The sequence below is a fragment of the Methylobacterium sp. Leaf118 genome, from assembly GCF_920984675.1.
Lineage (GTDB): Bacteria > Pseudomonadota > Alphaproteobacteria > Rhizobiales > Beijerinckiaceae > Methylobacterium.
In genome coordinates this window covers 14,711-37,644 of record NZ_CAKLBV010000047.1, presented here as the reverse complement: position 1 = coordinate 37,644, position 22,934 = coordinate 14,711, and the positions used below count along the sequence as shown (strand labels likewise).

The following is a 22,934-nucleotide window of genomic DNA, read 5'->3' as shown; positions in this document are numbered from 1 at the left end:
CCGGGCCTCGATCTCGCCGATCATCCGCGCGGCGGTGCTGCGGGAGGCCTCGCGCTCCTCGTCGAGCGAGCGGTCCAGGGCATCGAGGCGCTGCGCCATTGCGGCGAGCGCGGCGTCGAGGGGCGTCGCCGGGGCGGGCCGCGCCAGAGCGGCCTTCGCCTCGGGCGCCGATTCGGGCTTCGGCTCAAGCTTGGGCTCGGGCGCCACGGTGGGCGCCAAGTCGGGCTTCGCCTCGAGCGTCGTCGTCGGTCGCGGCTCGGCGGGGGTTGGGATCGCCCACGCGGCGTCCCCCGGCCGGGCCTGCCCGGTCGGCATCCGCTCCGCGTCCACGGGCTCCGGCGACGGCTCGGGCCGCGTGCGGACATGGGCGGATTTGGGCTGGTCGGGCGCGACCACCGACTCGATCCAGGTCTCCAGCGGGACCCCGGCGCGCTTGGCGACCTCGCGGGCCGCGGCGAGCACTTCGGGATCGAAGCTGTCGAGGCTGATCGGGGCGGGCTTGGTCATCTCGCGGAGATCCGATGTCGGCAGCTTCCAGGATCCGCCTCGGCGACGACCTCCGAAAGGGGGCGCCGCACGAAACCGGACCGGACAGGAGCGACCTTTAACAATCTTGGTAAATGCATGGTTAAGGTGAGGCCCGGCACGGCCGTGCGGATCGGGATTCGGGTCTTTCGAATGCACGGTTTTGTTCGCCGGCCGGTCGGCGCGGGGACGGGAGGCGCTTGCGACCCGCGGACGAGATAGTTTATATGTGAACCATCGGGTGGGCCGCCGCGGGAATGGGGTGGCCCGGCCGACGACAGGCGGGAGGCGGACGCGATGCCGAGCTATCGGGCCCCGGTCGAGGACACGGTGTTCCTCCTCGAAGACGTTCTCGCCATCCACCGCTACGACAACCTGCCGGGTTTCGCCGACGCGTCCGCGGACGTGATCCAGGCGGTGCTCGGCGAGGGCGGCAAGCTGACGGAGGACGTGTTCGCGCCCCTCAACCTGTCCGGCGACCGGGAGGGCTGCACCCGCCGCGAGGACGGCAGCGTCGCGACTCCGAAGGGCTTCAAGGCGGCCTACGACGCCTACGCGGCGGGCGGCTGGATGGGCCTGTCGGTGCCGGAGGCGTTCGGCGGCCAGGGTCTGCCGCACGTGATCAACACGGCGGTGCAGGAATTCGGCTGCGGCGCCAACCTCGCTCTCAGCATGTATCCCGGCCTGACCCAGGGCGCGATCGCCGCGCTCCTCGTCCACGGCTCGCCGGAGCAGAAGCAGACCTATCTGCCCAAGATGGTCGAGGGCGCCTGGACCGGCACCATGAACCTCACCGAGCCGCATTGCGGCACGGATCTCGGCCTCCTCAAGACGCGGGCCGTCCCGAACGGCGACGGCTCCTACAGCCTGACCGGCACCAAGATCTTCATCTCGGCGGGCGACCACGACCTCGCGGAAAACATCGTCCACCTCGTCATCGCCCGCATCGAGGGCGCGCCGGCGGGCACCAAGGGCATCTCGCTCTTCGTGGTGCCGAAAATCCTCGTGAACGCGGACGGGTCGCTCGGCGCGCGCAACGCCGTCTCCTGCGGCGCCCTCGAGCACAAGATGGGCATCCACGGCAACGCCACCTGCGTCATGAACTACGACGGCGCGACGGGCTGGCTCGTCGGCGAGGCGAATCGCGGCCTCAACGCCATGTTCGTGATGATGAACGAGGCGCGTCTCGCCGTCGGCGTCCAGGGGCTCGGCCAGTCCGAGGCCGCCTACCAGAACGCCGTCGCCTATGCCCGCGAGCGGCTTCAGGGCCGGGCGCTCACCGGGGCGCAGGCGCCGGACAAGGCCGCCGACCCGATCATCGTCCATCCGGACGTGCGCCGCACCCTGATGCAGATCCGCGCCTTCAACGAGGCCGCGCGCGCCCTCGTCCTCTGGACGGCCCTACAATCCGACATCGCCCACCGCTCGCAGGACGCCGCCGAGCGGCAGGCGGCCGACGATCTCCTCGGCCTGATGACGCCGGTGGTGAAGGGCGTGCTGACCGACCGCGGCTTCGCCAACACGGTCGAGGCCCAGCAGATGTTCGGCGGCCACGGCTATATCGAGGAATGGGGCATGTCGCAGTTCGTGCGCGATGCCCGCATCGCCATGATCTACGAGGGCGCCAACGGCATTCAGGCCATGGACCTGATCGGCCGCAAATTGCCCAAGGACGGCGGCCGGGCGATGATGGCCTTCCTCACCGAGGTGCAGACCTTCGTCAAGGATCACGGCGAGGATGCGGGGATGACGCCCTTCGTCGCGCCGCTCCAGCCGGCGCTGAACGACCTTCAGGCCGCCGTCATGTGGCTGATGCAGAACGCCTTTTCCAAGCCTGACAATGCCGGGGCCGGGGCCACCGACCTGATGCACCTGCTCGGGCAGGTCGTGCTCGGCTACATGTGGGGGAAGATCGCCAAGGCGGCGCTCGCTGCCAAGGCGGACGGCCGCGACGCCGAGCGGATGGACGCCAAGCTCGTGCTCGGCCGCTTCTTCATGGAGCGGATGCTGCCGGAGACGGGTCTGCGGCTCGCGCGGATCAAGGCCGGCGCCGAGACCACCATGGCGCTCCCGGCCGAGGCGTTCTAAGCCATCGCGACACCGAAACCCTCCCCCTTTGCGGGAGAGGGTGCCTCGCGCAGGCGAGGCGCGCGAGGGGGGGCGCTGTCCGGGCCGGCCGCCCCTCGCTTGCGACCCCCTTGCGGGGGCCGCCCCTCCCGCGGCGCGGCGAGGGGTCCTGCGGCGACCGGAAAGACGAGGAGGCACCGATGCCCGAGGCCTACATCTACGATCACGTCCGCACGCCCCGCGGCCGCGGCAAGCCGGACGGTTCGCTGCACGAGGTGACGGCGCTGCGCTTGGCCGAGACGGCGCTTCGCGCGCTCAAGGACCGCAACGGCCTCGACACGCGGCAGGTGGACGACGTGGTGCTCGGCTGCGTCGACCCCGTCGGCGAGGCTGGCGGCGACATCGCCCGGGCCGCGGCCCTGGTGGCCGATTACGGCACCCATGTGCCCGGCGTGCAGATCAACCGCTTCTGCGCCTCGGGTCTCGACGCCGTGAACTTCGCCGCGGCGCAGATCATGGCCGGCCAGCACGACATGACCGTGGGCGGCGGCGTCGAGTCGATGAGCCGCGTGGGGCTGGGCGCCTCGGGGGGCGCCTGGCCGGTCGATCCGGCGATCGCCGTGAAGTCCTACTTCATGCCCCAGGGCGTCTCCGCCGACCTGATCGCCACCAAATACGGCTTCACCCGCGACGATTGCGACGCCTACGCCGTCGCCTCGCAGCGGCGCTCCGCGAAGTCCTGGGACGAGGGTCTGTTTGGCAACTCGGTCGTGCCGGTGAAGGACATCAACGGCATCACGCTGCTCGACCGCGACGAGCACATGCGGCCGGCGACCGACATGCAGTCGCTCGGTCAGCTCAAGCCCTCCTTCGTGCAGATGGGCCAGATGGGCGGCTTCGACGCGGTGGCGATCGATGCCCACCCCGAGGTCGAGGCGGTGGCGCATATCCATCACGCCGGCAATTCCTCCGGCATCGTCGACGGCGCGGCGGCGGTGCTGATCGGCTCCCGGGAGGCCGGCGAGGGCGCGGGCCTGCGGCCGCGGGCCCGCATCCGGGCCTTCGCCAATATCGGCTCCGACCCGGCCCTGATGCTGACCGGCCCGGTCGACGTGACCCGCAAGGTGCTGGCCCGGGCCGGCATGAGCCTGTCGGACATCGACCTGTTCGAGATCAACGAGGCCTTCGCCTCGGTGGTCCTGCGCTTCCAGCAGGCCTTCGACCTCGATCCCGAGCGGGTGAACGTCAATGGCGGCGCCATCGCCATGGGCCATCCGCTCGGCGCCACCGGCGCCATGATCCTCGGCACCGTGCTCGACGAGCTGGAGCGCACCGGCAAGGAGCGCGCCCTGGTGACGCTCTGCATCGGCGCCGGCATGGGCACCGCCACCATCATCGAGCGGGTGTGACCGAGGCGCCCGCGCCCCGCCCTGCCCTCGCCGGACAAAGGCTGTTAAGGGCCTCCCATGCCGTGGTCTTTCCGTCCCGAAGGGATCGGGGAGGGCCGGCCCGGAACGCCAACGGGAGAAACGCCACAATGAAGACGACCACCGCCGCCCTGTGCCTCGCCGCCGCCCTGGTCCTCGCGCCCGGAGCCCGTGCCGACGACGCCGCGGACCGGCTCGGCGTCGCGATGAAGCTCACCGAGAAGACGGTTCTCAAGAACCTCGACACCGGCTTCGGCAGCGCGCTGGAGAAGACCGTCTCCACCATGCCCGAGGACCGGGCCGAGACCGTCCGCAAGGAGGCCCGGGCCGAGTTCGACAAGCAACGCAAGGAGCTGCTGGACGGGCTCTCGAAGCAGTATGCCGACAAGTTCTCCCTCGACGAGCTCAAGCAGCTCGACACGATCTACGAGGACAAGACCTACCAGAAGTTCCAGGCCGTCAACGCCGATCCGAAGTCGGAGGTGAACCTGCTGTCCCAGGCGGTGGTGACGCGGCTCCTGAACATGCTGACGCTCGCCGCCGCCAGCGACCAGAAGGGCGGCGCCGCCGGCGGCCTGCCCGGCGGCGCGCCGATGCCGGCCAAGTAGAGCCGGCCAAGTAGAGCCGGCCAAGTAAGACCGGCCAAGTAGAACCGGCCGAGCAGCGCTGGCCAAGGAGCGCCGGCGCAGCAGCGCCGGTCGACCGAATCGGGGCGCCGGGGAATCCGGCGCCCGAAGCCCGACTGGGCGGCCCGCGCCCGCCGGTCCGACGAGAGGCCCGAGGAAGAGCGATGACCGAAGCTCCGACAAACTTCCGCTTCGAGACCGACGCCGACGGCGTCGCCCTGGCGACCTGGGACATGCCGGGCCGCTCGATGAACGTCATCACCATGGCGGTGATGGACGAATTGGAGGGCATCGTCGACACGGTGGTCGCCGATGCGAGCATCAAGGGCTGCGTCATCGCCTCCGGCAAGAGCAACTTCTCGGGCGGTGCCGACCTCACCATGCTCCAGGGGCTCGGCGCCGAATACGAGCGCCTCAAGGCCTCCGAGGGCGAGGAGGCGGCGATGCGCCACTTCTTCGAATCCTCGCGGCGCCTCAGCCTCGTGTTCCGCAAGCTCGAGACCTGCGGCAAGCCCTTCGCGGCGGCCGTGCACGGGTTGTGCCTCGGCGGCGCCTTCGAACTCGCTCTGTCCTGCCACCACCGGGTGCTGGCCGACGACGACAAGACCCGCGTCGGCCTGCCGGAGATCAAGGTCGGGCTGTTTCCCGGCGGCGGCGGCACCCAGCGGGTGGCCCGCCTGATGCAGACCGGCGACGCCCTGCAGATGCTGTTCAAGGGCGAGCAGATCCGGCCCCAGATGGCCCGGACCATGGGCCTCGCCCACGCGGTGGCCCCGGCCGCCGAGATCGTCGAGCGGGCGAAGGCCTGGATCCGCGACGGCGGCTCGGCGGTGGCGCCCTGGGACGTGCCGAAATTCAAGGCGCCGTCCGGGAAGGTCTTCTCCCCCGCCGGCATGATGATCTGGCCGCCCGCCAACGCGATCTACCGCCGCGAGACGCACGACAATTACCCCGCCGCCAAGGCGATCCTGGCCTCGGTCTACGAGGGCCTGCAGCTGCCGATGGATCTCGGCCTCAAGGTCGAGAGCCGCTACTTCGCCTACATCCTGCGCACCAAGGAGGCGCAGGCGATGATCCGCACCCTGTTCATCTCCATGGGCGAGATCAACAAGGGCGCGCGCCGCCCGAAGAACGTGGAGCCGACGACGGTTCGCAAGGTCGGCGTGATCGGCGCCGGCTTCATGGGCGCGGGCATCGCCTACGTCACCGCCCAGGCCGGAATGGAGGTGGTGCTGATCGACCGCGACCAGGCGGCGGCCGATGCCGGCAAGGCCCAGTGCCACACGCTGATCACCGGCCAGATCCACCGCGGCAAGGCCAAGACCGCCGACCGCGACGCGCTGCTCGCCCGCATCACCGCCACCCCCGACACCGCGGCGCTCGCGGATTGCGACCTCGTCGTCGAGGCGGTGTTCGAGGATCCGGCCGTCAAGGCAGAGGTGATCGCCCGGGTCGAGGCCGCCTTGCCCGAACACGCGATCTTCGCCTCCAACACCTCGACCCTGCCGATCTCGGGCCTCGCCCGGTCCACGAAGCGGCCGGCGCAGTTCGTGGGTATCCACTTCTTCTCGCCGGTGGAGAAGATGCTGCTCGTCGAGATCATCCGCGGGGAAGCGACCGGCGACCGGGCGGTGGCCACCGCCCTCGACTACGTCCGCGCCATCAAGAAGACCGGCATCGTCGTCAACGATTCCCGCGGCTTCTTCGCCAACCGCTGCGTCACGGCCTATCTCCAGGAGGGCCACCGGATGCTGCTGGAGGGCGTGCCCCCGGCCTTGATCGAGAATGCGGCCCGCATGGCCGGCATGCCGGTCGGCCCCCTCTCGCTCAACGACGAGGTGGCCCTCGATCTCGGCCTGCGGATCCTGCGGGCCACCGAGGCGCAGCTCGGCGAGGGCGCGGTCGATCCGGGCCAGCGCTGGCTCCTGACCGAGATGGTCGAGACCCGCGGGCGGCTCGGCCGCAAGAACAAGCGCGGCTTCTACGACTATCCCGAGAACGGCCCCAAGACGCTCTGGCCGGGCCTCGCCGAGATCCAGCCGGAGCGGCTCGCCCCGGACACGGTCGATGTCGCGGAATTGAAGCACCGCTTCCTCGTGGTGCAGGCGCTCGAGGCCGCCCGCACGGTGCAGGAGGGCGTGGTCACCGACCCGCGCGAGGCGGATGTCGGCTCGATCCTGGGCTTCGGCTTCGCGCCCTTCACCGGGGGCGCGCTCTCCTACATCGACTTCATGGGCGCCCGGACCTTCGTGGACCTCGCCCGGACCCTCGAGGCCAAGCACGGCCCGCGGTTCACCCCGCCGGACAACCTCCTGACGATGGCCGAGACCGGCGGGCGCTTCTACGACGCGCTGAAGCGGGCGGCGTGACCCCCCGAGCCCTCCCCCTGCCGCGGGGGAGGGTTGATCGCGGCGGACGGAACCCAGCCGCTCCGCTTTCGTTCATGGCCGGAACCGAACGAACGCCCTCAACGAAAGCGCTTGGAGCAGACCCCTTGTCGACCATCGTCAAAATCCTGATCGCGTTCTTCCTGCCGCCGATCTCGGTGCTGATGACGAGCGGGTTCGGGCTTCAGTTTTTGCTCAACATCCTGCTCTGCCTGCTGTTCTACCTGCCGGGCTCGATCCACGCCCTCTACCTGCTGCTGCGCGACCGCTGATCGGAGCGCCACCCAGCCGCCGCCCGCGCCCCTTCTTCCGGGGACGGGGCGGCGGGGACTTCGAGAGAAGGCCTCAGGCGCCGAGCGCCGACAGCACCACGGCGCGCCGGTGCCCCCGGTCGCGGTGCTCGATGAGGTAGATTCCCTGCCACGTCCCTAAAGCGAGGCGCCCCTCGCGCAGCGGCACGCTCAGCCCGGACGCGGTCAGCATCGTGCGGATATGGGCCGGCATGTCGTCCGGCCCCTCCATCCCGTGAACATACTGTCCGTGCCGCGGCGCGAGCCCGTCGAGCGCCGTCATCAGGTCGACCCGCACGTCCGGGTCGGCGTTCTCCTGGATCGTCAGCGAGGCCGAGGTGTGTCGGCAGAACACGCTGACGAGGCCGGAGCGGAGGCCGCTTTCCCGGACGAAGGCGGCGACGGCCTCCGTGATGTCCGTGAAACCCGGGCCCGGGGTCGCGACGGTGAGCGTCGCGCTCGCCTGCCGCGTCACCGCGCCGGCCTGAAATCCCTCGAGCGGTCCGATCTTCCCCGCCTGCCTCATTCGGTGGCCTCCCTGTCCGCACCCGGGGCGATCTCGCGCTCGCCGCGGGCCAGAATGCGTTCCAGAACCTCGACCCGGTCGGCCTCCGCGGGCGGCTTGTCCCAGCGGATGCGGCTGACCCGGGGAAAGCGCATGGCCACACCCGACTTGTGCCGGGTCGAGCGCTGCACGCCCTCGAAGGCGATCTCCAGGACGAGGCCGGCCGCGTGCCCGTGGGTGACCTCGCGCACGGGGCCGAAGCGCTTCACCGTGTTGTTGCGGACGAAGCGGTCGAGCCTCGAGAGCTCGGCATCGGTGAAGCCGTGATAGGCCTTGCCGACCGGCACCAGCTCGTCGCCCGCCTCGCCCTCGCGCCAGCAGCCGAAGGTGTAGTCCGAATAGAACGACGAGCGCTTCCCGTGGCCGCGCTGGGCATACATCATCACCGCGTCGACGACGTGGGGCGCGCGCTTCCACTTCCACCACGGGCCCTTGGGGCGGCCCGGCAGGTAGGCGCTGGTGCGCCGCTTGAGCATCACGCCCTCGATGGCGTCCGCATCCGCCCCGGCCCCGACCGAGGCCGGATCGGCGCGTGCCGCCGCCACCTCCGCCCAGGTCGAGAACGGCACCAGCGGCGAGAGGTCGATCCGGGCATGGTCGAGCCCGCGCACCAGCGCCTCCAGGAGCGGCCGGCGCTCGGCGAAGGGCCGCGGGCGCAGGTCCGTGCCCTCGGCCGCCAGGACGTCGTAGGCGCGGACATGGGCCGGGAACGCCTCCAGGAGCTTGCCCGTGACCGCCTTTCGGTTGAGGCGCTGCTGAAGCACGTTGAAGCTCTGCACCCGGCCCTCCCGCAGGATCAGGAGTTCCCCGTCGAGGGCGCCATCGAAGGTGATCGCCTCGGCGAGGTCGGGGAAGGCGTCGGTGATGTCCTCCCCCGTCCGCGAATAGATCTTTCCGACCTGCCGCCCCTCCCCGTCGCGCCCGCCCGCGAGCTGGACGCGGATGCCGTCCCATTTCCACTCGGCGGAGAAGGCCTCCGGGTCGAGGGCGTCGAGGTCGGCCTCCTCCTCGATCGGATGCGACAGCATCGGCGGACGGAACGGGGCCGGGTTCCGGCTTTCCGGCCGTTCCCCCCTGCCCTCGACCCAGGCGAACAAGGCCGGATAGGGCGGCTTCAATCCGTGCCAGACTTCCTCCACCGCATCCGCCTCGTGGCCGCCCAGCGCCCCGATCGCGGTCTTGGCGAGGCGGGCCGAGACGCCGACGCGCAGGTTGCCGGTCACGAGCTTGAGAAGCGCCCAGCGCCCGGTCTCGTCCAGCGCGTCGAGCCAGCCCGCGAGGTGGCGGGGCAATTCGCGCTTCGGGGTGGTGGCGAGGGTCTCCACCACCTCGGCGAGGGTCGGGACCGAGAGGGGCGGCCGATTGTGGCCGAGGCCCGGCGCATCCCCGCCCATGCGCGTCGATCCGAGGGCGTCGCGATCCTCTTCCCGCGGGCCGAGCGAGGCGGCGCCCTCGTTCGGACCCGGCCAGATCAGCGCCGTCGTCTCGGCGAGGTCGCCGACGTAGTTGTGCGAGAGCGAGAACAGCACTGGATCGACCCGCTCCTCCACGAGCCCCCGGATCAAGGCGGGCTTGGCCTCGCGGAAGGTCAGCCCGCCGGTCATCGCCGCGAGCGCCCAGCCGCGCTCGGGATCGGGCGTGCTCGCGAAGAAATCCTGGAGCAGGCGGAGCTTGGCGTTGCGGCGCGGCTCGTAGGCGAGGCGGTCGAGAAGGGCGGCGAAGTCGTTCACGACGAGGCCTCCTCCGAAGCCGGGCTCGCATCCGGATCGGGTTCGGCCTCGCCATCGTCGCCATACCCCAGGAGATGCAGGGGCTTGGCCCGGATGCCGCGGGACCCGCACCAATGGACCAGCGCGTCCTCCTGCCCGTGGGTGACCCAGACCTCCTCGGCGCCGGTCTCCAGGATGGTGCGGCACAGGTCCGGCCAGTCGGAATGGTCGGAGATGACGAGGGGCAGCTCGACGCCCTTCTGGCGGGCGCGGGCCCGCACCCGCATCCAGCCCGAGGCGAAGGCGGTGACCGGGTCGGGGAATTTTCGCGACCACACGTCCTGGATCGAGGAGGGGGGGCACAGGACGATGGCGCCGTGCAGGGTCTTTCGGTCCGCGGCCACCACCTTTGGGGTCTCGCCGAGGGGCACGCCTTCCTGCTTGTAGAGTTCGGTGAGCCGCTCCATCGCCCCGTGCAGGTGGATCGGCCGGTCCCAGCCCTCCTCCCGCAGGAGCGCCATCACCCTTTGCGCCTTGCCGAGGGCGTAGGCGCCGACGATGTGGGCGCGCTCGGGGAAGAGCGCGACCGATTCAAGCAGCTTGCGGACCTCGCCGCGGGTGTCGGGATGGCGGAAGACCGGCAGGCCGAAGGTCGCCTCGGTGATGAACACGTCGCAGGGCACGACCTCGAAGGGCAGGCAGGTCGGGTCGGGCGCGCGCTTGTAGTCGCCCGAGACGACGATGCGCTGTCCGCCGCGCTCGATCGCGATCTGGGCCGAGCCCAGCACATGGCCGGCCGGGGCGAAGAACACGGTCACGTCGCCGATCGGCATCCGCGCGCCGAGCCGCGCCTCCTCGCGGGTCCGACAAAAATCCTCGCCGTAGCGGGTCGCCATGATCCGCAGGGTCTGGCCCGTGGCCAGCACCCGTCCGTGGCCGGCCCGGGCGTGGTCGGCATGGCCGTGGGTGATCAGCGCCCGCTCGACCGGGCGGACCGGATCGACGTGGAAGCGCCCGAGGGGGCAGTAGAGGCCCTCCCGCGTGAGGGTGAGGAGATCGGAAGCGCTCTGCGGCATCGGGTGGGATATAGAGCACCGACCCGACGGGAGGGGTCCGCGTTCCGGACTGCCTCGCTGCGGCACAACATCCTGGCGCGCCGATGGGCGCCGTCACCGGCCCGACACGATGACCCGTCAGCGCTCCTCCGGCGATCTCCTGGCCGACCGCCGCTATGCCTATGCCGAGGCCTGCCTGGCCGAGGGCGATGCGGTGGGCGCCGCCGAGATGGCAACCCAGGCGCTCGAGATCGCCCCGCTCTATGCGCCCGCCTGGGTCCTGCTCGGCCGTGCCCGGGCGGCCGTCTTCGCGGAGCGCCGCGACGCCGCCGACCGGCAGGCGGCGGTGGCGGCGTTCGCGCAGGCCCTGACCCTCGATCCCGACGACGCCCTGGGCAGCCGGCTCCATCTCGCCGGGCTCGGCGCGGCGGAGACGGCCTCGGCGATCGCGCCGGCCTATGTGCGGGCGCTGTTCGACGGCTACGCGCCCCGCTTCGAGCGCCACCTCGTCGACGACCTCGGCTATCGCGGGCCGGCGATGATGGTGGCCGCGCTCGACGCGCTGCCGGGCGCGCCGGAGCGCTTCCCGCGGGCGCTCGATCTCGGCTGCGGCACCGGGCTGATGGCGCGGGCCATCGCGGGCCGGGTGAGCGTCCTCGAGGGCTGCGACCTCTCGCCGTCCATGCTGGCCCTCGCCCGTCGCACCGGGCTCTACCAGCGCCTGGCCGAGGCGGATCTCGTCGCCTTCCTGGCGGAGGCGGCGGCCGAGGCCTGCGACCTCGTCACGGCGGCCGACGTGTTCATCTATCTCGGAGATCTCGGGCCCGCCTTTCAGGGCATCGCCCGGGTCCTGCGCCCGGGCGGCCTCGCCGTGCTCACCGTGCAATCGCCCCCGGAGGGCGAGACCGGCCTCGTGCTGGGGGCGGACGGGCGCTATGCCCACGCGGACGCGCTGTTGCGGGCGGTGGCGCGGGAGGCCGGGCTCACCGTGGCCCAGCTCGTCCCCGCCGCCATTCGCCGGCAGAGCGGATCGGACGTTCCGGGACGCATTCTCATCCTGCAAAAAAGCGTGATCGCGCCGGGCCGCTGATCTGTCATTTGTGTGCAACCGCGCTGCGGCGTCGCCGTTGTGTCGCGAAGCAGTGGCCAAGGTGAATGATGGCGGACGAGACCAACAAGGCATTTCCGGCAAGCCCGGTCACACGCGTGCCCTTCGCGCTGATGCTGGCGGGTCTGGCGGGCACGGCCGATTCCATCGGCTTCCTCGAATTCTCACAGCTGTTCATGTCGTTCATGAGCGGCAACACCACGCGGTTCGGCGTGGCGGTGGCGAGCTATGATTGGGAGGGGACGGCCCGCTTCGCCAGCGTCATCGCGATCTTCTGCTTCGGCGCCTTCCTCGGCACCCTCATCGCCGCCTGGTCGGGCCGGTGGCGGCTCTCGGTCCTGCTGATCATCCAGGCGGCCCTGTTCGGCATCGGCCTGCAGGTGCCGTTCGGGACCGAGGCCTTCCCGCTTCACGCCTATCCGATCGTGCTGGCCCTCGGCATCCAGAACGCGACCCTGCAGGACGAGGCGGGCCGAAGCCTCGCCCTCACCTACGTCACCGGCACGGTGGTGCGCTTCGGCGCGGGCGTGGCCAACATCCTGCTGCACAAGCCGGCCCCGTCCTTCTGGCTCCAGGCGCCGCTCTGGGGATCGCTGAGCGCCGGCGCCGTGCTGGGCGGCTTCCTGCACCACTGGTTCGACGAGCAGGCCTTCCTGTTCCCGGCCGGGTTCGCGGCGTTCCTGGCCCTTCTCTCGCTGATCCTGTCGATCGCCCTGAAGGACACGCCCTACGTCTCGGGCTGGGCGGCGCCCCAGCCCGACGCCCATCCGGAGGCCAAGCCGACCGCGAAGGTCCCGGTCACCGCCGCCTGAGGCGGCGCCGGGCCGCCCTGAAGCGGGGGCCGCGTCATCACAGCACGGTCGTCGCTTTCGGGCGCCGAACCGGTCGCCTCCGCGAGACGCGGAGGCGATGCCCATGGGACGGGTGCGATTGCCTGCCTTCCTGCGAGACCGCTCACTCGGTCAGCCGTCCTCGCCCCGGTCGCCGCGGTCCCGCTTGAGGGAGCTGCGGCGGTTCTTCGTGTCGAGGCGGCGCTTCTTCGAGGCCAGCGTCGGCCGGGTCGCGCGCCGCGGCGTCGGCGGCACCGCGGCTTCCGCCACCAGGGCGGCGAGGCGCTCGCGGGCATCGGCCCGGTTGCGCTCCTGCGTGCGGAACCGTTGCGCCGTGATGATGAGGACGCCCTCGCCGGTCAGGCGCCGGCCGGCGAGCCGCATCAGGCGCACCGCCACCGCGTCCGGCAGGCTGCGCGAGCGGCGCACGTCGAAGCGCAGCTGCACCGCCGTGGAGAGCTTGTTGACGTTCTGGCCGCCGGGGCCGGAGGCGCGCACGAAGCTCTCCTCGATCTCGGCGTCGTCGATCGCGATCTGCGGCGTGCAGTCGAGCGCCACGGCCCCCTCCCCGTCCGTCCGCCGGCCGGCCCGCGTCAGCCGCCCTCGCCGGGCGTGCGGGCGCGCAGAGCCAGGGCGTGCAGGCCCCGTCGAAACGCCTCGTCCAGCAGCCCGTTCACCAGGCGGTGGCGCTCGACGCGGCTCTTGCCCTCGAACGCGCTGGAGACGACATTCACACGGAAGTGCGTCTCTCCGTCGGCCCGTGCCCCGGCATGGCCCGCGTGGAGGTGGGATTCGTCGATCACCTCCAGCGCGGCGGGCGCCAGTTCGGCGCTCAGGCGGGAATCGATCCAGTCTCTCAGGGTCGCGGTCATGTCGGCCTCTTCGAAAAGCCCCTCGCGGCGGTCGGACCGCCGCGGGGCGTCAACCCCGGAACGATGCATGCGGCATCAGGCCCGACGGCCTTTCCGTCGGGACATCCGCCCCTCATAATCGGCCCGTCATGGATCTCAACTCGCCCCTGTTCGACCGCATCCGCATCAAGCCGACCTGCGACGATCCGAAGGGGGCGACCTCCAAGGGAAGCCGGGCGAAGGCGAGCGCGAACACGGCGACGGGGCCGGCCTGTGAGGCGCCGGGCTGCACGCAGCCGGGCCTCTACCGCGCCCCGAAGGGCCGACGGCACGAGGGCGAGTATTACCGCTTCTGCATCGACCACGTGCGCGCCTACAACGCCGCCTACAACTACTTCGACGGCATGAACGACGCCGCGGTCGAGGCCTACCAGAAGGACGCGATCATCGGCCACCGGCCGACCTGGTCGATGGGCGTGAACCCCGCCTCCGGAACGACCGCCAAGGGCGGGAAGGGCGAGACGCCCGAGGCGGAGCGCGACTGGGCCTATGCCGACCCGCTCGGCATCCTCCGGGCCAACTGGGTCGGCGGCGCGAGCCGGCGGCCGGCTGCGCCCGAGCCGCAGCGCCCCCGCCACTCCGCGGCGGTGCGCAAGGCCCTCGACGTGATGGGCCTCGACGAGACCGCCGACACCGCGGCGATCAAGGCGCAGTACAAGACGCTGGTGAAGCGCTTCCACCCGGACGCCAACGGTGGCGACCGCTCCTTCGAGGAGCGCCTGCGCGACATCATCCGCGCCCACGACGTGCTGCGCGCCGCCGGGATGTGCTGACGGCCCCGGCATGAAGGATGCACGCGACGCCGGGCCGCGCCGCGGCGCGCAGGGCGGACTTTGCGCCGGAAGCGCCTATATCGGGCCGGTGCCGGCTTTGCGGGCTCGCCCCCTTGGCGATGCCGGCGGCCGGCCATTATGGAAGAATAAAGCCTGTTCCCAGGCCGGCCGCCCGGCAGGTTCGACGATGTGATGCGCGGCAGCGCGGGGGAGTTCCCCCCTGCCTTCCGCCCCGATGAGGTTCCGTATGCTGTCCGACGAAACGCCCGCTTCCCTGCCCGACCGTCAGGTCTCCGTCCGCGAGGTGTTCGGCATCGACCTCGACCTCAAGGTTCCGGCCTTCTCGCAGGCCGAGGAGCATGTGCCGGATCTTGACCCGGACTATATCTTCGACCGCGAGACGACGCTCTCGATCCTGGCCGGCTTCGCCAAGAACCGCCGCGTCATGGTGACCGGGTATCACGGCACCGGCAAGTCGACCCATATCGAGCAGGTCGCCGCCCGGCTCAACTGGCCCTGCGTGCGGATCAACCTCGACAGCCACGTCTCGCGCATCGACCTCGTCGGCAAGGACGCCATCGTCCTCAAGGATGGCAAGCAGATCACCGCCTTCCAGGACGGCATCCTGCCCTGGGCGCTCCAGAACAACGTGGCCCTGGTCTTCGACGAGTACGATGCCGGCCGGCCCGACGTGATGTTCGTGATCCAGCGGGTGTTGGAGGTCTCCGGCCGCCTGACGCTCCTCGACCAGAAGCGGGTCATCCGCCCGCATCCGGGCTTCCGCCTGTTCGCCACCGCCAACACGGTGGGCCTCGGCGACACGTCGGGTCTCTATCACGGCACCCAGCAGATCAATCAGGGCCAGATGGACCGCTGGTCGATCGTGACCACGCTGAACTACCTCCCGCATGACCGCGAGGTCGACATCGTGCTGTCGAAGGCGGTGCATTACCGCGGTGACGCCGGCCGCGACACGGTCAGCCGGATGGTGCGCGTGGCGGACCTGACCCGCAACGCCTTCATGAACGGCGACCTCTCGACCGTGATGAGCCCGCGCACGGTCATCACCTGGGCCGAGAACGCCGACATCTTCCGCGATATCGGCTTCGCGTTCCGGGTCACCTTCCTCAACAAGTGCGACGAGTTGGAGCGGCCGCTGGTCGCCGAGTTCTACCAGCGCGCCTTCGGCAAGGAGCTGCCCGAGAGCGCGCTCAACGTCGCGCTGAGCTGAGCAGCGCCGAGCGGGCGGGGGTGCTGCGCGCGCGACGCCGCGGCCCCGTCCGAGCGCGCTTCCCAGGGCGCTTCCCGACCCCGATTCCGGTGATGCCGTAACCCCATGGCCCTGACCAACCGCAACAAGTCCGGCGAGCGCAAGGAGCCGGGGGCCGAGCCCCTGAAGCGCTCGGTGGCCGGCTGCCTGCGCGCCATCGCCAAGCGGCCCGACATCGAGGTCACCTATGCCAGCGACCGGCCGGCGCTGATCGGCGATAAGGCGCGCCTGCCCGAGCCGACCCGGCGGCTGACCGCCGAGGACGCCGCGATCCTGCGCGGCCATTCCGATTCGATGGCGCTTCGGCTCGGCTGCCACGACGCGAGCGTCCACCGCCGGCTCGCCCCCGAGAACGCCGCCGCGCGCGCCGTCTACGATGCCGTCGAGCAGGCCCGGGTCGAGGCGATCGGCTCGCGCCGGCTCGCGGGCGTGGCCTCCAACATCACGGCGATGCTGGAGGACCGCTACCATCGCGGCGGCAAATACGAGACCATCACCGACCGGGCCGACGCGCCGATGGAGGACGCCATCGCCCTGATGGTGCGCGAGCGCCTGACCGGGCAGACGCCGCCGCCGGCCGCTGCCCGGATCGTCGAGCTATGGCGCGAGCATATCGAGGCGCGAGCGGGCAAGAATCTCGACGGGTTGCTGGGGGCGATCGAGAACCAGCGCGGCTTCGCCCGCTCGGTGCGCGACCTGCTCTCTTCCCTCGACATGGCCGACGAGACGCCCCTCGACCAGGACGACGAGACCGACGAGGACGAGAACCAGTCCCAGGACGACGAGCAGACCCCGAGCGAGGGGGAGGCCGAGGAGAAGTCGCAGGGCGACCGCGCTGAGGTCGAGGTGACCGACGAGGCGGCCGACGAGCTCGACGAGGGCGCGACCGAAGCCGCCGACGCTCCCTCCGGCGAGCGCCCGGAGGAGGCCGACGACGCCGAATCCGACGAGGCCTCCGAATCCTGGCGCCCGCCGACCAACCGCGGCAACGACCGGGCCGGTCCCGATTACCGTGTCTACAACCCGCGCTTCGACGAGGTCGTCGAGGCCGAGGAGCTGTGCGACGCCGAGGAGCTGACGCGCCTGCGCAGCTACCTCGACAAGCAGCTCGCCCATCTCCAGGGCGTGGTCGGCCGCCTCGCCAACCGCCTCCAGCGCCGCCTGCTGGCGCAGCAGAGCCGGGCCTGGGAGTTCGACCTCGAAGAGGGCCAGCTCGATCCGGCGCGCCTCGTCCGGGTCGTCACCGATCCGTTCCAGCCCCTCTCCTTCAAGCAGGAGAAGGACACGGATTTCCGCGACACCGTCGTCACGCTGCTGCTCGACAATTCCGGCTCCATGCGCGGCCGGCCGATCACCGTGGCGGCGACCTGCGCCGACATCCTCGCCCGCACGCTGGAGCGCTGCGGCGTGAAGGTCGAGATCCTCGGCTTCACCACCCGCGCCTGGAAGGGCGGCCAGAGCCGGGAGGCGTGGCTCGCCAACGGCAAGCCGGGCAATCCCGGCCGGCTGAACGACCTGCGCCACATCGTCTACAAGAACGCCGACGCCCCCTGGCGGCGAGCCCGCAAGAATCTCGGGCTGATGATGCGCGAGGGCCTGCTCAAGGAGAACATCGACGGCGAGGCTCTGGACTGGGCCCACCAGCGCCTGCTCGGCCGCCCCGAGCAGCGCCGCATCCTCATGGTGATCTCGGACGGCGCCCCGGTCGATGACTCGACCCTGTCGGTCAATCCCGGCAACTACCTCGAGCGCCACCTGCGCTACATGATCGAGGAGATCGAGACCCGCTCGCCGGTCGAATTGCTGGCCATCGGCATCGGCCACGACGTGACCCGCTACTACCGCCGCGCCGTGACCATCATCGACGCGGAGGAACTCGGCGGCGCCATGACCGAGAAGCTCGCCGAGCTGTTCGAAGAGGATGCCGGCGGCGGACGGGGCGCCGCCTGGCCGCGCCGGGCCGCCGGGGGACGGTAGGGCGCGGTCGCGTCCCGCCGGCCCTCCTTCCGGACGGCGCCGTCAACGCCCCGCTCTTCGCACTCCGGGCGCGGGGAGGCCTGGAGGGCCGGCGCCCGCCTCGCGGGGTGATTGTCTAGAACGGGCTCACCGGAAAGAACCGCAGGTACAATTCGGCGTATTTTCCATCGTCCCAGACCCGCTGGAGCGCGTCGTCGAGGGCCCGCGACAGGGCGGCGTCCTCAGGCCGGGTGACGAGGCCGATGCCCTCGCCGAAATAGCGGTTCTCCAGATACACCCCGCCCGTGAAGCCGCAGCAGCCCTCCGCCTCCTGGCCGTTGAGCCAGAGGGCGAGATTGAGCCCGTCCGCGAACAGGTACTCGGCCTCGCCGCGCTTGAGCGCTCCCTCGGCCGTCGCCAGATCTGGGAAGGTCTTGCGGGTCGCCTTGGGGAAGTAGGCCTTGAGATAGGCGTCGTGGGCGCTGCCCTCGACCACGCCGACCGGGCGCCCGGCCAGGGCCTCGGCCGAGGGCTCGGGCAGGGAGCGATCGGTGCGTGCCACGAAGCGGGCCGGCCAGCGGAAATAGGGCCGCGTTGCCAGGAAGCGCGCGCGCAGACCCGGCGTCAGCGGCACCGCGGCGGCGACCACGTCGCCCTGCTTGTCGGCCAGGGCGTCCAGCAGGGTGTCGAACCGGCGGGCCTGGACCGTGCAGGCGATGGCGAGCCGCTCGCAGACCGCTCGGGCGAGCTCCACGGAAAACCCCGTCGGTGTCCCGTCCGGTCCCGCGAAATGCAGCGGTGGAAACTCGTCGTCGGTCATGAAGCGGACGGGTCGGCCGGTCTGCGGCGCCTCGACGCGCTCGCCGCGGGCGCGGGGATTCCAGAAGTTCGGGATCGAGATGCCCGGCGTCGCGGCGGAGGGCGGCGCAGCGGGCTGTTGCGCCGCTGCAACGCCAGCCATGGAAAAGTTAATGATTGTTAACAGAATCGCGCGCAGCCCGCGGTGCCGCCTTGACGCGCGGGTTGCGGTGGCGGAGCGATACACGTGCGTGGAGAGGTCTCGGCCCATGGCTCTCCCTAGCACGGCGCGGGCCCACGGGGAGCCGCCACCCTGTTCCAGCCCCCCGTTCCCGCGGCCGCGCAGCCGCTGCCGCCGGAGATCGGCTTTCTCGCCGCCGACGGCGTCCCCGCCGACCGGCTGGTTGCCGCCGCCGCCCGGGCCCGCCGGATCGGCACGGACGCCGCGACCCTGCTCCTGAACGAGGGGCACCTCCATGAGGATGCCTATTACCGGGCGCTGGCCCGCCATCTCGGCACCGTCTTCCTCGACGCGGCGCTCCCCCTCGGCGACGACCTGCGCTACCCGGCCGTGCTCACGACCGGCGCCGCGCCGCTCGCTCCGGCCGCGTCCCACCGGATCGTGGCCGCGCCCCGCGGGGCAGCCGTCGCACGGCTGATCGAGGCGGCGGCCCGGCTGGAGCGGCCGCCCGCGATCACGACGCCGACGCGGCTGCGCGCGGCGGTGTTCGCCCGCCACGGGGCCGCCATCGTCGCGGAGGCCTCTGACGGGCTCGGGGCGAAGCGGCCGGAATGGTCCTGCCGGCCGGGCCCGCAGACCCTCGATCTCGCCTTGGCCGGCCTCGTGCTGGCGCTGGTCCTCCTGGTCGCGCGGCTGCCGACGCTGACCAGCCTCCTCCTGCTGGCCCTGCTCCAGGCCGGGATGCTCGCCCTGCTCACCGTGCGCCTCGCCGCCGTGGGCATCGCGGCGACCGAGCGGACCAAGCCGCGCCCCGAGCTCCTGCCCGACGCGGCGCTGCCGACCTACACCGTGTTGGTCGCGCTCTACCGCGAGGCGGCGGTGGTGCCCCGCCTCGTCCGCGCCCTGGGGCGGATCGACTATCCGGCGGCCAAGCTCGACATCAAGTTCCTGCTGGAGGCCGACGATGCGGAAACCGCCGCCGCGTTCGGCGCCGTGCCGCTGCCGGCCCGCTTCGAGGTGGTGACCGTGCCGGATGGCCTGCCGCGCACCAAGCCGCGGGCCCTCAACGTCGCCCTGCCCCTGGCCCGGGGCGAGCACCTCGTCGTCTACGACGCGGAGGACGTGATCGAGCCCGACCAGCTGCGGCTGGCCGCCACCCTGTTCGCGGCGACCCCCGACACGACCGCCTGCCTCCAGGGCCACCTCGTCATCGACAACCAGGGCGACGGAATCCTGCCGCGTCTGTTCGCCATCGAATACGCGGCCCTGTTCGAGGTGCTGGGGCCGGCGCTGGCGGCCTGGCGGGTGCCGACGCCGCTCGGCGGCACCTCCACCCATTTCCGCACCCGCGCCCTGCGGGCGCTGCACGGCTGGGACGCCTGGAACGTCACCGAGGATGCCGATCTCGGCATCCGGCTGGCGCTCGCGGGCTACCATGTCGGCGATCTGCCGAGCGCGACCTACGAGGAGGCACCGAAGCGGCTCAAGGCGTGGCTGCGCCAGCGCACCCGCTGGATGAAGGGCTTCCTGCAGACGAGCTTCACCCATGGTCGCCATCCGCTCGCGACCTGGCGCCGGCTCGGGCCGGTCGAGAGCCTGTGCGCCCTGGCGCTCCTTCCCGGCACCGTGGTCTCGGCCCTGTTCTACCCGTTCATGCTGGGACCGGGCGTCGCGGAGCTGATCCTCGGCGGGCCCGGCGCTGAAGACGGCGTGCTGGCCTATGCGACCCATGCCGGCGCCTGGACGGTCTTCCTCGGCGGCTTCCTGGCGATCCTGCTGCCGGGCTTCGTCGGCTGCCGCCGCCGGGGCTGGAACGACCTGACGCTCCTCGTGCCCCTACTGCCCTTCTACTTCCTGCTCGTCAGCGGCGCGGCTTGGCTCGCGGTGATCGAACTCGCCCGGCATCCGCATCGCTGGAACAAGACCGAGCACGGGCTGTCGCGCACCTCCCGCAGCGGCGCCCTCGGGCGCGGCGGGGCCGTCACAGGTGCTTTTGCAGCTCCGCCGCCGTCTCCTGCGGCGACCGGTTGAGGTTGACCGCGCCGACGAAGCCATTGCGGGCATCCATGAGATAGACGAGGGCCGTGTGCTCCATCGTGTAGTCGTCGCCCTGCCCCGGCACCTTCTTGGCGTAGGCCCGGAAGGTCTTCACGGCGGCCGCCACCTGTTCGGGGCTGCCGGTGAGGCCGACGATGCGGGGATCGAAGCTCGACAGGTAGGTCTTCAGCGTTTCGGGCCGGTCGCGCTCGGGATCGACGGTGACGAAGGCGACCTTGAGCCGGTCCGCCTTCGGGCCGAGCGCCGCGAGCACGTCGCTGATCTGCTGAAGCGCCGTCGGACAGATGTCGGGGCAATGGGTGAAGCCGAAGAAGGCGAGATAGGGGGTGCCGACGAAATCGCGCTCGGTGACCGTCCGGCCGTCTTGGTTCACGAGGGTGAACGGGCCGCCGATGCCGCTCGCCGAAGCCCCCTGGCGGCCCTGCGGCACCAGCGTGATGACGGCCGCGGCGGACAAGGCCACGAGACCCGCCACGAAGGCGGCGATGGGGAGGAGAACGCGGCGGGACGGACGCATGGGATTCTTCGCTTCGGGCAACGGCACGGGCGCGCGCATCTTCACGGCCCGCCCCGCCCCGGCAAGCCCCCCGGATGCCGCGGCTGGGTTGCGATCGCGCGCCGTCAAACCAGGGCGCCGCAGGCGAACCCGGACGCCCCGCCCCGGCGCGCCGGCTTGGTTCGACCGAGTATCCCCAGTGGATCCCGGGTTCCGCTGTGCCGCCCCTGGACTGCGCGGCCCCGGGATGACGGCGCGATCGATGGACGCCTGAGCCGCCTTAGGACGCGGCGGCCTGGATCTCCGGACCCGGCAGCGCCGTCCCCGCCTCGCGCCGTCCCAGCGCCTCGCCGACCATCAGGATCGCCGGACCCTCGAAGCCCGAGGCCTCGACCTTCTCCGCCAGATCGGCGGCGCGTCCGGCCACCGTCTGCTGCCCGGGGCGGGTCGCGTTGAACACCACGAGGGCAGGCGTCGTCGGGGCGAGGCCTTCCGCGATCGCCCGCTCCAAGAGCGCCCTGAGGGTGCGCTTGGGCATGTAGACCACGGTGGTCACCGAGGGGTCGGCGAGCGCGCCCCAGTTCAGGTCGTCCGGCAGGGCGCCGCGCCGGTCGTGGCCGGTGACGAATTGGAGGCGTCGCGCCGCGTCGCGATGCGTCAGCGACATGCCCAAAGCGGCGGCGGCGCCCTGGGCCGCCGAGACGCCGGGCACCACCGTGCAGGGAATGCCGGCGAGCCGGCAGGCCTCGATCTCCTCGCCGGCCCGGCCGAACACCAGCGGATCACCGGATTTGAGCCGCACCACCTGCTTGCCGCTCTTGGCGAGCGAGACCATCAGGGCGTTGATGTCGTCCTGTCGGCAGGAGGGGCCGTGCCCGGTCTTGCCGACCAGCATCGTGCGGGCCTCGCGGCGGGCGTAGTCGAGGATCTCGGGCGCGACGAGGTCGTCGTAGAGGATCACGTCGGCATTGCGTAAGCTGCGCAGGGCCTTGAGCGTCAGCAGCTCGGCATCGCCCGGCCCCGCGCCGACCAGGGTCACCGCCCCGCCCTGGGGCAGCGCCTCGGCTTGCTTCAGGAGATCGTCGAGGTCGGCCTGCACTGGCGCCCGGTCCGGCTCGGCGAAGGCCCGGTCGGTGAAGCGCTCCCAGAAGCCGCGCCGTTCGGAAAAGCCGTGGAACTGGGCCGAGACCGTCTCGCGCCAGTCGCGGGCAGCGGCCACCCAGTGCTTGAAGCCCCGGGGCAGCATCGCCTCGATGCGCGCCCGCACGGTCTGGCCGAAGACCGGGGCGGCGCCCTCGGTCGAGATGCCGACGACCAGGGGCGAGCGGTTGACGATGGCGCCGAACTTCACGTCGCACAGATGCGGCCGGTCCACCGCGTTGACGATGGCGCCCGCGGCGCGGGCCGCGGCGACGAAGGCGATGCAGTCCGCCTCGTCCTCCATGGCGCCGATGGCGAAGGCGGCGCCTTGGAGATCCTGCGGCGTCCAGGCCCGCTCGTGCAGGGTCACCGAGCCCGCGGCGATCTCGGCCGGCACGCCGCGCAGCTCCTCGCTCGGGGCCTCGGCATAGACATCGACCCGGGCGCCGGCGGCGGCGAGCAGCTTCACCTTCCAGGGGGCGCCGCCGTTCGAGCCGGCGAGCACGGCCCGCTTGTCCTTGAGCGGAACGAAGACCGGCAGCACCGCCAGCGGTTCGAGACCGGCGCGGGTTTCGCGGGGTTGGCGGGATGTGCTCATGGCGGACGACGCGTGCATTTCTCTCGATGCCGGATCGCCGGTCCCGATCACGGCCGAGGCTCCCCCCTCCCCCGGGCGGGGAGGGGCCACGGATGTCGGTGGCGCCGGATGAAGCGGGACGGTGCCTTCCGCACCCCCTGCCTCCACCTCCTCCGCATCAGGCA

19 protein-coding genes and 1 pseudogene are annotated in these 22,934 nt (G+C 71.6%); 11 read left to right on the top strand and 9 right to left on the bottom strand.

Annotated features, from left to right (window positions below):
- A pseudogene (locus LW587_RS17705) lies at nt 1–507 on the bottom strand (hypothetical protein); the annotation flags it as partial.
- A gap of 315 nt (nt 508–822) precedes the next feature.
- Here LW587_RS17705 and LW587_RS17700 point away from each other — a divergent pair.
- The 5 genes from LW587_RS17700 (at nt 823) to LW587_RS17680 (ending at nt 7,304) form a co-directional block, all read left to right on the top strand.
- Complete coding sequence (locus LW587_RS17700) at nt 823–2,613, top strand: acyl-CoA dehydrogenase C-terminal domain-containing protein (RefSeq protein WP_232630912.1); 1,791 nt, start codon at nt 823–825, stop codon at nt 2,611–2,613.
- Between the two features lie 179 nt (nt 2,614–2,792).
- On the top strand, nt 2,793–4,001 hold the full coding sequence (locus LW587_RS17695) for an acetyl-CoA C-acetyltransferase (protein ID WP_232630911.1): 1,209 nt from the start codon (nt 2,793–2,795) through the stop codon (nt 3,999–4,001).
- A 128-nt stretch (nt 4,002–4,129) separates the two neighbouring features.
- Nucleotides 4,130–4,627, top strand: a complete 498-nt coding sequence (locus tag LW587_RS17690; RefSeq protein WP_232630910.1) for a hypothetical protein — start codon at nt 4,130–4,132, stop codon at nt 4,625–4,627.
- A 182-nt stretch (nt 4,628–4,809) separates the two neighbouring features.
- Nucleotides 4,810–7,014, top strand: a complete 2,205-nt coding sequence (locus LW587_RS17685; protein ID WP_232630909.1) for an FAD-dependent oxidoreductase — start codon at nt 4,810–4,812, stop codon at nt 7,012–7,014.
- 125 nt (nt 7,015–7,139) lie between these two features.
- On the top strand, nt 7,140–7,304 hold the full coding sequence (locus LW587_RS17680) for a YqaE/Pmp3 family membrane protein (RefSeq protein WP_232630908.1): 165 nt from the start codon (nt 7,140–7,142) through the stop codon (nt 7,302–7,304).
- A 73-nt stretch (nt 7,305–7,377) separates the two neighbouring features.
- Here LW587_RS17680 and LW587_RS17675 read toward each other — a convergent pair whose 3' ends face one another.
- The 3 genes from LW587_RS17675 to LW587_RS17665 are packed head-to-tail and all read right to left on the bottom strand — an operon-like array spanning nt 7,378 to nt 10,672.
- Nucleotides 7,378–7,848 (bottom strand): secondary thiamine-phosphate synthase enzyme YjbQ, encoded by a 471-nt coding sequence (locus LW587_RS17675; protein WP_232630907.1) that lies wholly within the window; start codon nt 7,846–7,848, stop codon nt 7,378–7,380.
- Complete coding sequence (locus LW587_RS17670) at nt 7,845–9,617, bottom strand: cisplatin damage response ATP-dependent DNA ligase (RefSeq protein WP_232630906.1); 1,773 nt, start codon at nt 9,615–9,617, stop codon at nt 7,845–7,847. The genes LW587_RS17675 and LW587_RS17670 overlap by 4 nt, the downstream gene beginning before the upstream one ends.
- Entirely contained in the window at nt 9,614–10,672 is a 1,059-nt protein-coding gene (locus tag LW587_RS17665; protein WP_232630905.1) for a ligase-associated DNA damage response exonuclease, read from the bottom strand. The genes LW587_RS17670 and LW587_RS17665 overlap by 4 nt, the downstream gene beginning before the upstream one ends.
- A 109-nt stretch (nt 10,673–10,781) precedes the next feature.
- Between LW587_RS17665 and LW587_RS17660 the strand changes: the two genes are divergently transcribed.
- A complete protein-coding gene (locus LW587_RS17660; protein ID WP_232630904.1) occupies nt 10,782–11,741 on the top strand; it encodes a class I SAM-dependent DNA methyltransferase in 960 nt (319 codons plus the stop codon).
- A 68-nt stretch (nt 11,742–11,809) separates the two neighbouring features.
- Complete coding sequence (locus LW587_RS17655; RefSeq protein WP_232630903.1) at nt 11,810–12,571, top strand: YoaK family protein; 762 nt, start codon at nt 11,810–11,812, stop codon at nt 12,569–12,571.
- A 150-nt stretch (nt 12,572–12,721) separates the two neighbouring features.
- On the opposite strand, the gene arfB is transcribed toward LW587_RS17655, so the two are convergent.
- Nucleotides 12,722–13,147, bottom strand: a complete 426-nt coding sequence (arfB, locus tag LW587_RS17650) for an alternative ribosome rescue aminoacyl-tRNA hydrolase ArfB (protein WP_232630902.1) — start codon at nt 13,145–13,147, stop codon at nt 12,722–12,724.
- Between the two features lie 35 nt (nt 13,148–13,182).
- On the bottom strand, nt 13,183–13,461 hold the full coding sequence (locus LW587_RS17645; RefSeq protein WP_232630901.1) for a BolA family protein: 279 nt from the start codon (nt 13,459–13,461) through the stop codon (nt 13,183–13,185).
- A 128-nt stretch (nt 13,462–13,589) separates the two neighbouring features.
- Here LW587_RS17645 and LW587_RS17640 point away from each other — a divergent pair, with 128 nt between their 5' ends.
- From LW587_RS17640 to cobT, 3 genes are all read left to right on the top strand, one after another.
- Nucleotides 13,590–14,273, top strand: coding sequence for a J domain-containing protein (locus tag LW587_RS17640; RefSeq protein ID WP_232630900.1), 684 nt, complete (start codon nt 13,590–13,592; stop codon nt 14,271–14,273).
- Nucleotides 14,274–14,520: 247 nt separating this feature from the next.
- Nucleotides 14,521–15,504, top strand: a complete 984-nt coding sequence (gene cobS / locus LW587_RS17635) for a cobaltochelatase subunit CobS (RefSeq protein ID WP_232630899.1) — start codon at nt 14,521–14,523, stop codon at nt 15,502–15,504.
- Nucleotides 15,505–15,609: 105 nt separating this feature from the next.
- Nucleotides 15,610–17,520, top strand: a complete 1,911-nt coding sequence (cobT, locus tag LW587_RS17630; protein WP_232630898.1) for a cobaltochelatase subunit CobT — start codon at nt 15,610–15,612, stop codon at nt 17,518–17,520.
- A 115-nt stretch (nt 17,521–17,635) separates the two neighbouring features.
- Here the strand turns inward: cobT and LW587_RS17625 are convergent, their stop codons facing one another.
- Nucleotides 17,636–18,460 (bottom strand): transporter substrate-binding domain-containing protein, encoded by an 825-nt coding sequence (locus LW587_RS17625; RefSeq protein ID WP_442919165.1) that lies wholly within the window; start codon nt 18,458–18,460, stop codon nt 17,636–17,638.
- A 408-nt stretch (nt 18,461–18,868) separates the two neighbouring features.
- On the opposite strand from LW587_RS17625, the gene LW587_RS17620 reads away from it, so the two are divergent.
- Complete coding sequence (locus LW587_RS17620) at nt 18,869–20,509, top strand: glycosyltransferase family 2 protein (RefSeq protein WP_442919164.1); 1,641 nt, start codon at nt 18,869–18,871, stop codon at nt 20,507–20,509.
- On the opposite strand, the gene LW587_RS17615 is transcribed toward LW587_RS17620, so the two are convergent.
- Together LW587_RS17615 and cysG are read right to left on the bottom strand one after the other, a co-directional pair.
- Nucleotides 20,460–21,053: an SCO family protein gene (locus LW587_RS17615; RefSeq protein ID WP_232630897.1), complete on the bottom strand. Its 594-nt coding sequence runs from the start codon at nt 21,051–21,053 to the stop codon at nt 20,460–20,462. The genes LW587_RS17620 and LW587_RS17615 overlap by 50 nt on opposite strands.
- A gap of 259 nt (nt 21,054–21,312) precedes the next feature.
- Entirely contained in the window at nt 21,313–22,770 is a 1,458-nt protein-coding gene (gene cysG, locus LW587_RS17610; protein ID WP_232630896.1) for a siroheme synthase CysG, read from the bottom strand.
- Between the last annotated feature and the right edge of the window lie 164 nt (nt 22,771–22,934).